The sequence below is a fragment of the Bacillus sp. EB106-07-01-XG149 genome, assembly GCF_058791555.1.
In genome coordinates this window covers 15,369-27,751 of the sequence record NZ_JBYTDP010000011.1, presented here as the reverse complement: position 1 = coordinate 27,751, position 12,383 = coordinate 15,369, and the positions used below count along the sequence as shown (strand labels likewise).

The following is a 12,383-nucleotide window of genomic DNA, read 5'->3' as shown; positions in this document are numbered from 1 at the left end:
CTTCTACTATTTCTTATAAAGTTTCAGAAGTAGTTTTTGCTTGCATGTGAAGTGCTAAGTAGTCAGGGCCACCAGCTTTAGAGTCTGTACCAGACATGTTAAAGCCACCGAATGGTTGGTAACCTACGATTGCACCAGTACATCCACGGTTGAAGTATAAGTTACCCACGTGGAATTCTTCACGTGCTTTTTCAATATGGTCACGGTTGTTAGTAACAACAGCACCTGTTAAACCGTATTCTGTATTGTTTGCAATTGCAAGTGCATGATCAAAGTCTTTTGCTTTACAGAATGCTACTACTGGTCCGAAGATTTCTTCTTTCATTAAGCGAGCATCTTCTGCAACGTCAGCAACGATTGTTGGTTGGATGAACCAGCCTTTAGAATCGTCTCCTTCGCCACCTGTTAAGATTCTACCTTCTTCTTTACCAATTGCAACATAGCTCATTACTTTATCGAATGCAGCTTGGTCATTAACAGGACCCATGTTTGTACCTAATACAGCTGGGTTAGCAACTGTTAATTCTTTCGTTAATTCAACAGCACGATTTAATACGTGATCGTATACATCTTCATGGATTACTGCACGAGAACATGCAGAACATTTTTGTCCTGAGAATCCGAATGCTGATGCAACGATAGATTTAGCTGCTAATTCAAGATCTGCTTCTTTATCAACAACGATTGTATCTTTACCACCCATTTCAGCGATAACGCGTTTTAACCAAATTTGGCCTGGGTTTACTTTCGCTGCGCGCTCATAAATACGGATACCTACATCACGAGATCCAGTGAAGCTCACGAAACGTGTACGAGGGTGATCTACTAAGTAGTCACCAACTTCAGAACCATTACCTGGAACGAAGTTTACTACGCCAGCCGGTAAGCCAGCTTCTTCTAATACTTCCATGAATTTCGCTGCTACTACAGGAGTTGTACTAGCTGGTTTTAGTAATACTGTGTTACCAGAAACTAAAGCAGCTGTTGTCATACCTGCCATAATTGCGAATGGGAAGTTCCAAGGAGAAATGATAACACCTACTCCTAATGGAATGTAAGAGAAACGATTATATTCAATTGGACGGCTTTCTACTGGAATACCGTCTTTTAATTTTAACATTTGACGACCATAATATTCCATAAAGTCGATTGCTTCTGCTGTATCAGCATCTGCCTCATTCCATGGTTTACCTGCTTCTTTTACAAGAATAGCAGAGAATTCATGTTTTCTGCGACGAACGATTGCTGCAGCACGGAATAAAATGTCTGCACGCATTTCTGGCTTTGATTTTCTCCAAGTTTGGAATGTTTCATCCGCTACTTGCATTGCTTTTTCAGCTAACTCACGGCTTGCTTTTGAAACGCGACCAACAAGTTCCTCTTTATTTGCAGGGTTTACAGAAACAATTTTGTCTTCTGTAGTGATTTTTTCTCCCCCAATAATTAATGGATAGTCTTGTCCAAGATAAGATTCTACTTTCTTTAAACCTTCTTCAAACGCTAATTTGTTAGCCTCCACTGAAAAATCTGTAAATGGCTCATGTTTGTATGCTACTACCATTTTTTTAGCCTCCCCTTAGAAAAACGTTTACATTTTACAACATTATTCTACACGATAATTTAGATTTATTCAAATATTCCTAGACTTATATTTTAAAAATTAATAAATTTTTAAAATATAATAAAAAAATAGAGTTATACAAAAGTATAACTCTACAAAATATGAGTATATTCCAAAACATTTTTTCCGATTAATAAAATAGTTACTAATAAAAATAAAGTCCTAACATATCCAACACCTTTTTGAACTGCAAACTTTGATCCAAAATAAGCACCTAAGATCATTGATAATCCCATAATAATACCGTATTCAAAATGAATTACGTCTAAAAATAAAAAAGTAATTAAAGATACGATATTACTAACAAAGTTCAAAAGTTTTCCAGATGCTGCCGCTTGAATAAAATCCAAACCAATTAATAAAAATGCAAAAATTAAAAAAGATCCTGTCCCTGGGCCAAAAAATCCATCGTAAAACCCTATCATTAAAATAACAAAGAAAAATATTAATGTTTTTCTTTTCGTCATCTTCTTATAGGTGGATACACTTCCCCAATCCTTTTTCGCAATAATATAAATGGCAATAAACACCAACATCACAAGCACTAACGGACGTAAAATATCCGGCGGAATAAACTTTACTACTAAAGCACCTGCGACCGCTCCTATAACAGTTAACGGGATTAACTTTCCTACAATTTTAAAATCGACCTTTCCTGATCGAATAAAATAAATTGCACTCGTAAACGTCCCCATCGTTGCCGCTAATTTATTTGTTGCAATTGCCGAAGCTGGTGGTAAACCAACAAACATAAGTGCCGGAAGCGAAATTAATCCACCACCACCAACAACTGAATCAATAAAAGCTGCTAAAAAGCCGAATGCAATTAATAAAATAATGACTTGAAAACTTAATTCGTCCATGTGCCTTACCCCTTAGCCCCATTATTTATAACATTTTAAATTATAACAAAATTCCCCAAGAAAAAAAGCCGTTCCATAAAAGGAACAGCCTTTCTATTTAATCTAAAATTTTCACAAATGGTTCATCTTGCTTCGCTTCACGTATAATAATCGCTTCTGGGCGTTCTACAGATTTAATCGTTACTTGTACTTTCATATAATTCGGGAAGTATTCCATAACAAGCCCGGCTACATATTGTGTAAAACCAATTATTTCTGCTTTCCCATTAAACTGGACAGGAATATCAAGCTTTATTTCTCTTAATTCATCGTCTCTATACATACCAGTACCGATAACAGCTGTATAGTCGCCTTGGAAATAATCGCTTAGTTTTGCTTTAAAGTTCGATACTCTCGCAAGGTCTTCACGTTTATTATCTGTTTTCGCTTGTTCAGATGGGAACAAATAATATTTCTCATTAATTTGTTTCCAATCCTCAACCGTTTCACTGCCTTTTTCAACATTCACATAAGAAACAAAGTTACCTGGCACGAGTGAAGCCTTTGGAGCCTGACGATAAATTGCAAATGTTATCGGAACATTTTTTGTGTCAGGTTTTTTTTCATGCATAAATTTCAAGACTTCTTGCGCCATTTTTTTCCCTTCAGCTAACATTTTTTCTTGCTCGATTTTAGCTTCACGCGGATAACCATGCTCTTCCTCGTAATAATGAACCGAATTCATTGCTAAACCAACTACAATGCCTTGGAGTTCATCTGTTCCGCCTTTTTTCACATAATAATCATGCTCTAAAATATTTGAAATATATATTGGATTTTTTTTATTTTTTGCCTCTAATGATTCAGATCCTCCACTTAACGCTGGGTTTAAACCAATGTTTGGAAATTTAACTGCATCTTTTTTTAATTTGTCCTCTAGTTCCTTTTGTTCAGCATCTGTACGCTTTCTTTTAACAAGCATCTGTAAATTTTGAGTATCTAGAGCACTTCCACCTTTAAAGAAATGATCTTTCGTACTAAAGGATTCTTTTGCAATACGCATTAATCCTGTTTCAAATTCATCTATATCAAGACGATTACTTACTCCTTGTACAACTAAACCACGTGCTGCTCCTGCTTCAAATGGAATAGTCGTCTTATAATATTCATCCGAAATAGAGTACTTCGGAACGATTGCTTGTCCTTTTGCTTTCCCCGATTTCTCAACCACTTTGTCATCTTTGTCGGCACCTGCACTACACCCACTTACAAGTAGACCAAGGCTTAATACCGCTAATGCTATTTTTTTCATGGTAAGTTTGCACCTCTTACTTATTTAGCTCTTGTAAGAACCTCTCTTCATTCCAAACCTCAACATTATGCTTCTCCGCTTGTGCTAATTTCGAACCTGCCGCTTCTCCTGCAACAACTAAATCCGTACTTTTACTAACACTTCCTGTTACTTTTCCACCTAATGCCTCAATCTTCTTCTTCGCTTCACTACGTCCCATAACTTCTAATTTACCTGTTAAAACGACAGTTTTTCCTGTGAAGTACGACTCAACGTTTTGTAAATCAGCAATTTTTATACCTTTGTATGCCATATTCACGCCATACTCTTTAAATTGTTGTAATAACTCTAATACGTCTTCATTATCAAAATACGTCACGACGGATTGAGCCATTTTTTCACCAATCTCATTAATTGCTTTTAGTTCTTCTTCCGTTGCTTTCACAAGCGCATCCATCGTTTCGAAATGCTCTGCAAATGTACGTGCTGCTTTTGCTCCGACATGGCGAATACCAAGACCAAATAATAATCGCTCTAATGAGTTTTCTTTAGAATTCTCAATTGCTTGCACTAAATTCGTTGCTGATTTTTCACCGAATCGTTCTAGCTGCAATAATTGCTCTTTCGTCAACGAATATAAATCAGCAAATGTACGAATATAATCCGCATCAAAGAGTTGTGTAATGACACGTTCTCCAAGTCCATCAATATTCATTGCGTTTCTTGAAACGAAATGAATTAATCCTTCTCGAATTTGAGCTGGACAAGTTGGATTTATACAACGAAGTGCTACTTCTTCTTCTAAACGAACTAGTTCACTCTCACATGCTGGGCAATGCGTTGGCATATGATATTCTTCTTCCTCACCAGTACGCTTATCGAAAATAACGTTCACAACTTCAGGAATAATATCTCCAGCCTTCTTCACTACAACATAGTCACCAATTCGAATGTCCTTTTCACGAATTAAATCTTCGTTATGTAAAGAAGCACGACGAACGATAGTACCAGCCACTCGCACTGGCTCTAGCTCTGCTGTCGGTGTTACAACCCCTGTGCGACCAACACTTAATTCAATGCCTGTTAATCTTGTTACAACTTCTTCAGCCGGGAATTTATAAGCAATCGCCCATCTTGGACTCTTTGCTGTAGTTCCTAAACTTTCTTGAAGAGCAACATCATCTACTTTTATAACGATTCCATCAATCTCATAATCAAGATGCGGACGTTTTTCTTGCCATTCTTCTACATAAGCTATAACTTCTTCAATTGTCTCACATGTACGTCGATTTGGATTTGTTTTGAATCCAAGTTCACCTAAGAAATCAAGCGATTTACTATGTGATGGAATTGTTTTTTCTTCTACATTCGCAAGACCGTACACAAACATAGATAAGTTACGCTTCGCTGCGATTTTTGGATCAAGTTGGCGTATTGAACCTGCTGCCGCATTACGCGGATTCGCAAATACATCTTCACCATTTTGTTCTTTTTCTTCATTTAACTTAACGAATGAACGCTTCGGCATATAAGCTTCGCCTCGTGCTTCTAATGTTACTTCTTCATTTAGACGGAGCGGGATCGCTTTAATCGTTTTTAAATTTTGGGTAATATCTTCACCTGTTACACCATCACCACGTGTTGCCCCTTGAATGAAGCGTCCTTTTTCATAATGAAGTGAAACAGCAAGTCCGTCAATTTTTAATTCGCATATATATCTTACATTCGCATCATCAATTCCTTGGCGTACTCGTCGGTCGAAATCACGTAAATCTCCTTCGTTAAATGCATTTCCTAAACTTAACATCGGTGACTTATGTGTTACTTTTTCAAATATATCAAGAACAGTTCCCCCAACGCGAATGGAGGGAGAGTCTTCACTCATAAACTCTGGATTCTCTGCTTCTAATTTTATAAGCTCCTGCATATTACGGTCATACTCCGCATCAGAAACAGAAGGATTGTCTAATACGTGATACTGATAGTTAAATGTATTTAACAAATCACGCAGTTCTTCTATACGTTGTTTTGCTATCTCTTTTGACATATCCTCATTCCTTTCCTATTGTTTCGTCACAGGTGCAAATTTTGCTAACAAACGTTTAACACCAATTGGGCTTGGAAACGCAATATCTAATTCTTTTGCATCACCTTCACCTTTTACACTGACAACTGTACCGACTCCCCATTTTTGGTGGGAAGCTTTATCGCCTACTGCCCAGCCGATTTGCTCGCCACCTGTCGTCTTAGCTGCAGGACGCGCGAAAGCTGAACGAGAACGTGTTGTAGTTGTCGTTGTTGTTCTACTGCTACTCGCCGTTCTTCCTTTTGCACCAAACGATGTTTCGCGCTTCGGCGCTGTTTCATTTAACGACTCCACTAGCTCTGCCGGGATTTCTGTAATAAATCGCGATGCGGCATTCATACTTGTTCTACCAAATAAAGTACGCATTTGTGCATTGGATAAATATAACTCTTCTTCTGCACGAGTAATACCTACATAAGCAAGGCGACGCTCTTCTTGCATTTCATCTTCTTCCATTAGAGAACGAGTATGCGGGAATATTCCTTCCTCTAGCCCAACAATAAAGACAACTGGGAACTCTAGCCCTTTCGCTGAATGCATCGTCATTAAAATAACTTCCTCACCAGCAGTTGGATCTTCATCGACACGATCAATATCAGCAACAAGCGCTAAGTCTGTTAAGAATGCAACGAGGCTCTTATCTTCGCTTTGAGATTCAAATGTTTGCGTAACAGATAAAAACTCATCTAAGTTCTCTAGACGACCTTCCGCTTCTAAAGTACGCTCGTTTTTCAACATATCGCGATAGCCTGTTTTTTCAATAACTTCTTCTACCAACTCTGTAACAGATAAATACTCTTGCATATTTACCCAGTTGTGTAATAAACCTGCGAATTCTTTTACTGCCTTTGTTATTTTTGCACTTACACCAACATGCTCAATCTCATCGAATACAGCAGTTAATGAAATTCCATTTTGTACACCGTAATTAATAATTTTATCGATAGAAGTCGCACCAATTCCGCGCTTTGGCATGTTAATAATACGTGCGAAACTAATCTCATCATCTGGATTCCCAATTAAACGTAAATACGCCAAAATGTCTTTAATCTCTTTACGATCGTAGAACTTCGTACCGCCGACAATTTTGTAAGGAATATTAGATTTTAGGAAAATCTCCTCGACCATACGAGACTGCGCATTTGTACGATATAACACTGCAAAATCAGTATATTTTCGTTTTCCCATTTGAATATCGTCACGAATTTTTTTCGCAACAAAATATGCTTCGTCTTTTTCCGTCGCAGCACGGTAATATGAGATTTTGCTTCCAACTTGATTGTCTGTCCATAATTTTTTCGGTTTACGGTTTGAATTTTTTTCAATAACAGCATTCGCTGCATTTAAAATATTTTGTGACGAACGATAGTTTTGTTCTAACAGAATAACTTGCGCATTCTCATAGTCTTTTTCGAATGACAAAATGTTAGAAATGTCAGCCCCGCGCCAGCGGTAAATAGACTGATCTGAGTCACCTACAACACATAAATTTTTAAAACGTGCTGCTAAATGTTTTACAAGAAGGTACTGCGCTTTGTTCGTATCTTGATACTCATCCACGTGAATGTATTGGAACTTACGCTGATAAAACTCTAGTACTTCTGGAACACGTTCAAATAGCTGAATCGTTGTCATAATTAAATCATCAAAGTCTAATGAATTATTTTTCAGAAGACGTTTTTGATATTCTGTATATACATCGCTCGTTAATTTTTCATATGGATCAGCAATTGTAATTTTTTTCGCATATTTATCTGCAGATAACAATTCATTTTTTGCATTACTAATACCAGCTAAAATAGAACGAGGCTCAAATTTCTTCGGATCAATATTGCGCTCTTTCATAATTTTTTTGACTACAGTTAATTGATCGCCTGAATCTAAGATTGTAAAGTTGCGATTAATACCAATACGATCGATATCACGTCGTAAAATACGTACACACATAGAGTGGAACGTAGAAATCCAAATATCTTCTGCCTCTGGTCCAACAAGTGTATCAATACGCTCGCGCATTTCACGAGCAGCTTTATTTGTAAAGGTAATAGCTAGTACATTCCATGGCGCTACACCTTTTTCACCAAGTAAATACGCAATACGATGTGTTAACACACGTGTTTTACCACTACCTGCACCTGCCATTAATAGTAGTGGTCCGTTCGTTGTTTGCACTGCTTTTTGTTGCTGCGGATTTAAACCATTTAATAACCTATCTGTCTTACTCATATACGCCTGCACCTACTCTCCTTTTACTGCTTTAACTGTTTTTAACGCTGCTTTTATATCATCATAAATAATATTTCCAACAACTATTGTATCAGCATACTGCGCCATTTCTTTCGCTTGTTCTGCATTAGAAATACCGCCACCATAATACAACTTCGCTTGTTTTAATTCTGCTTTTACATTTTTAACAAGTTCACTGTCTCCATACGTACCGCTATATTCTAAATAAAATATCGGTAAACGTAATAGCTTGTCTGCTAAACGCGCATATGCAATCACATCATCTTCTGTTACATCACATTTCGCATCTGTAAGCTGGGCTACTTTCGCTTCAGGATTTAAAACACAATACCCTTCCATGAAAATTTCGTCCCAATCCATAATATCCCCAAATTCTTTCAAAGCCTCATGATGAACACCAGTTACCCATTCTACCTTTCGGCTATTTAAAACGCTTGGGATATAATAAAAATCAAATCCTGGTGTAATTGCTTCCACATCAGAAACCTCTAACACACAAGGAACTGCATATCTACGAATGCTAACTAGCATGTGTAGTACATTATCAATTGTTATGCCATCACTTCCGCCTACAATAACAGCATCTGTTCCAGACTCACAAATCATTTCTAAATGTTCGTCACTTAACTCCTTATTTGGATCAAGCTTAAATACATGTTTCCACCCGGAAATATCGTACATGAAAACACCCTTTCTTTTCTCTATTTATATATATTCCTGTTCAAAATAACAGTTTATTTTCATTAGGATTTTTTAACTTCATCTTACATATTTGTTTAAAACGGAGAATTAAATTTGGAATTCCCTCTTCCATAGTTTTTCAAACGAGAGGATTTAACTTTGAACTTCCTTTTATGCATTCTTTCATTATAACAAAAAAAGCTACTTACACACACGCACATTCCAACATCTTTTTCAACGTCAAATGTTGGATTACATATCCCAAAAGTCACACGGGATACTAATAAGAGAAATAGTATTATCTATTTCAACTTTCATAAAAAGGAGTGTTTTTCTAATGAAGCAAAACATCGGTACAATAAATGCCCTAATTCGAATTACACTCGGACTTATCCTCTTCGGCTGTAGTAGCGCTAAACTTGTACGCAAGCCGTGGTGCACTTGGTCTAACGTCTTGCTATGGATTGGTGCAATGAAAATCGCAGAGGGAATTGTTCGTTTCTGCCCCGTTGTTGAAATGTGGAAATTCGGAAAATACATGAATATGGGGGCATTTAAAATGCCTAGCATGAATTTTACTGAAAAGGGACATGCTAAAGAAGAAGTGAATCAAACTTCCAATCACGACAAACCACAGTCAAATGGAAGTTTTGACGCTTCTGACAAAGAGATTGAGTCAGCGATTGAAGATATAATCCTGGCAAAACCGCTTTGAATCATTTGTCACGATGCAAGATGCTCTCAAAGGGACTTAGCTGCTGCAGTGGGCGGTTAAGTCTTCTTTATTTTACCATAAAACAGAACGTACATTCTCGTTTCAAACCTCAAAATATACATAAGAGATACCTAATCAATAATTTCAGAAAATTAAGTGTAAAGCCCTTGCATAAAATGATATAAAAGTGATATCATTTTTATATCAGGAGGCGATCATATGAAAGAAAAACAAGTTTTTTATGTAAATGGTTTTCTCGGTATTATCGGGATTTTAATTTTAGCCGCTATCGGTGTATTTTTCCTTGTACAAGAAATTTTCATAGGAGCGGCATTAACTATTATTTTAGCGGTCGTTCTTGCTACAGGTATTGGTATTGTTCAACCAAACCAAGCAAAAGTTATTACGTTTTTCGGTAATTATTTAGGAACAATTCGTCAAAACGGTTTATTTTTAACAATTCCATTCGCATTCCGTCAAACTGTATCGTTACGTGTTGAAAACTTTAATAGTAAGAAGTTAAAAGTAAACGATATTGAGGGAAATCCAATTGAAATTGCAGCCGTTATCGTATATAAAGTAGTTGATTCTGCAAAAGCAATGTTCGGTGTTGAACATTACGATCGATTTGTAGAAATTCAAAGTGAAACAGCAATCCGCCACGTCGCAACAAAATATCCTTATGACAATTTCCAAGATGAAACTTGCATCACGTTACGCGGAAATACTGAAGAAATCTCTGAAGAATTAAAACGTGAGTTAGAAGCGCGCCTTGAAATCGCTGGCGTAGAAGTATTAGAAACTCGTTTAACACATTTAGCTTACGCAACAGAAATTGCCCATGCAATGCTACAACGTCAACAAGCAAAAGCAGTATTAGCTGCTAGAAAAGAGATTGTTGAAGGTGCTGTGAAGATGGCGAAAGATTCAATCCATATGTTAGATGAGGAAGGCGTACTTGAATTAGATGACGAGCGTAAAGCAAATATGGTGAACAACTTATTAGTTGCCATCGTTTCAGATAAAGGTGCGCAACCAGTTATTAATACAGGAAGCCTATACTAAAGGGTTGTAAATCATTATGGCTAAAAAGAAAAGCTTTCCATTACGTATTGATCCTGAATTACACGCAGTCATCGAAAAATGGGCGAATGATGAGTTTCGTAGCGTCAATGCACACATCGAGTATTTACTTCGAGAAATGGCAAAGCAAAAAGGAAAATTGAAAAAAGATAAAGATGCATAAAAAATCCCGCTGAGAAATCAGCGGGATTTTTACATATTAGCTTCTCGTCATCTCATGACCAATTGCACGATATCCTATATCACTTCGGTAAAATAGACCATCACTCTCAATTTTGCCGATTTCTTTATACACCTTATCTTTCGCTGTTTGTAAACTGTCCGCCTTACAAGCGACAAATAGTACACGGCCGCCATTTGTTACAAAGTCACCATGCTTCATCGCTGTACCTGAATGGAAAACAATTACATCTTTCAGTGCATCTAATCCTTTAATAATGTCACCTTTTTTATATGCTTCCGGATATCCTTTTGAAGCAAGTACAACACCAATTACCGCTTCCTCTGACCACTGTAACGTTAATTCACTTTCATCTAATACAGCGTTACATACATCAACTAAATCATTTTCTAAGCGAGGCAATACTACTTCCGTTTCAGGATCACCAAAGCGTGCATTAAATTCAATTACCTTCGGGCCATCGTTTGTTAAAATAAGTCCCGCATATAAAATTCCTGTAAACGAACGGTTTTCTGCAATCATTGCCTTGGCAGTTGGATGTAATACCATTTTTATTGCCTCTTGAACTGCTGATTCTGGAATTTGTGGTACTGGAGAATACGCACCCATTCCGCCTGTATTTGGACCTTTATCACCATCAAAAGCTCGTTTATGATCTTGCGCAATTACCATCGGATGCACAGTTGTTCCATTTACAAATGCCATTAATGAAAATTCTTGTCCATCTAAAAACTCTTCAATAACGACCTTCTTGCTCGCTTCGCCAAACTTCACATCTTGTAGCATCTCTTTCACAGCTTGTAATGCCTCTTCAAGCGTCATTGCTACCGTTACACCTTTACCAGCAGCTAGGCCGTCAGCTTTAATAACGATTGGCGCACCAACTTTTTGAATATACTGTACTGCTTCTTCATAGTCTGTAAAAGTTTCATATGCTGCAGTTGGAATATCATATTTTTTCATCAATTCTTTCGTGAAAGCCTTACTACCTTCAATAACAGCAGCCGCTTTATTTGGGCCAAACACACGAAGTCCCTCTTCTTTAAAACGATCAACAATTCCATTCATAAGCGGAATTTCTGGTCCAACGAAAGTTAATTCAACCTTATTCTCTTTAGCAAATAAAACTAATGCGTCAAAATCATTTTCATCAATATCAACTGGTGTTGCAACATCGCGCATACCTTCATTACCCGGTGCTACATATACCTTTTCCACCTTTTCAGATTGCGCAAACTTCCAAGCTAAAGCATGCTCACGCCCACCGCGGCCAATTACTAAAACATTCATATTTCATCCCCCAATACTTAAATAAGTACAAACTAGAAGCTCTGCTCCTAGTTTGTTTTCATATCAATAAAGGTTTAAAAAGGAGGATCAGAGAACCGAGCAGGTCGAGGCGCATTTGACAGGAGGACACGGAATGTAGCTTTCCTACATGAGTACCGCACTGGCAATGCAACGACGACATGCGACAGTTATCTTGACCGGACCTTTTAAACATCCATATCAATAGAAGTTTAAAAGGGAGGATCGAGAGAACCGAGCAGGTCGAGGCACATTTGACAGGAGGACACGGAATGTAGCTTTCCTACATGAGTACCGCACTGGCAATGCAACGACGACATGCGACAGT

General features: G+C 37.4%; 10 protein-coding genes. 3 read left to right on the top strand and 7 right to left on the bottom strand.

Translation table 11 applies throughout. The annotated features are described in order from the left end of the window. Positions 1-13: 13 nt before the first annotated feature. The 6 genes from pruA to pcrB all read right to left on the bottom strand — a co-directional run bounded on the left by pruA (position 14) and on the right by pcrB (position 8,768). Positions 14-1,561 carry an L-glutamate gamma-semialdehyde dehydrogenase gene (gene pruA, locus AC3WTA_RS26290; protein WP_000259557.1) on the bottom strand — a complete coding sequence of 516 codons (1,548 nt, stop codon included), beginning with the start codon at positions 1,559-1,561 and terminating at the stop codon, positions 14-16. A gap of 152 nt (positions 1,562-1,713) precedes the next feature. After that, entirely contained in the window at positions 1,714-2,484 is a 771-nt protein-coding gene (locus AC3WTA_RS26285) for a TSUP family transporter (protein ID WP_000343967.1), read from the bottom strand. 97 nt (positions 2,485-2,581) lie between these two features. After that, positions 2,582-3,775 carry a CamS family sex pheromone protein gene (locus AC3WTA_RS26280; RefSeq protein ID WP_000717023.1) on the bottom strand — a complete coding sequence of 398 codons (1,194 nt, stop codon included), beginning with the start codon at positions 3,773-3,775 and terminating at the stop codon, positions 2,582-2,584. A gap of 16 nt (positions 3,776-3,791) precedes the next feature. Continuing rightward, complete coding sequence (ligA, locus tag AC3WTA_RS26275; RefSeq protein WP_000031463.1) at positions 3,792-5,801, bottom strand: NAD-dependent DNA ligase LigA; 2,010 nt, start codon at positions 5,799-5,801, stop codon at positions 3,792-3,794. Positions 5,802-5,816: 15 nt separating this feature from the next. Then, positions 5,817-8,066 (bottom strand): DNA helicase PcrA, encoded by a 2,250-nt coding sequence (gene pcrA / locus AC3WTA_RS26270; RefSeq protein ID WP_002096905.1) that lies wholly within the window; start codon positions 8,064-8,066, stop codon positions 5,817-5,819. 12 nt (positions 8,067-8,078) lie between these two features. Next, positions 8,079-8,768 (bottom strand): heptaprenylglyceryl phosphate synthase, encoded by a 690-nt coding sequence (pcrB, locus tag AC3WTA_RS26265; protein WP_000272076.1) that lies wholly within the window; start codon positions 8,766-8,768, stop codon positions 8,079-8,081. A 337-nt stretch (positions 8,769-9,105) separates the two neighbouring features. Between pcrB and AC3WTA_RS26260 the strand changes: the two genes are divergently transcribed. From AC3WTA_RS26260 to AC3WTA_RS26250, 3 genes are all read left to right on the top strand, one after another. Next, a complete protein-coding gene (locus AC3WTA_RS26260; protein ID WP_000812332.1) occupies positions 9,106-9,483 on the top strand; it encodes a YgaP family membrane protein in 378 nt (125 codons plus the stop codon). Positions 9,484-9,702: 219 nt separating this feature from the next. Next, positions 9,703-10,548, top strand: a complete 846-nt coding sequence (locus AC3WTA_RS26255) for an SPFH domain-containing protein (protein WP_000660689.1) — start codon at positions 9,703-9,705, stop codon at positions 10,546-10,548. Between the two features lie 16 nt (positions 10,549-10,564). Beyond that, positions 10,565-10,729 (top strand): type II toxin-antitoxin system antitoxin, encoded by a 165-nt coding sequence (locus AC3WTA_RS26250; RefSeq protein WP_001085171.1) that lies wholly within the window; start codon positions 10,565-10,567, stop codon positions 10,727-10,729. Between the two features lie 36 nt (positions 10,730-10,765). On the opposite strand, the gene purD is transcribed toward AC3WTA_RS26250, so the two are convergent. Continuing rightward, the gene (gene purD / locus AC3WTA_RS26245; RefSeq protein ID WP_048560181.1) at positions 10,766-12,037 is read right to left on the bottom strand and encodes a phosphoribosylamine--glycine ligase; all 1,272 of its coding nucleotides are present in this window, start codon (positions 12,035-12,037) and stop codon (positions 10,766-10,768) included. Positions 12,038-12,383: the final 346 nt, after the last annotated feature.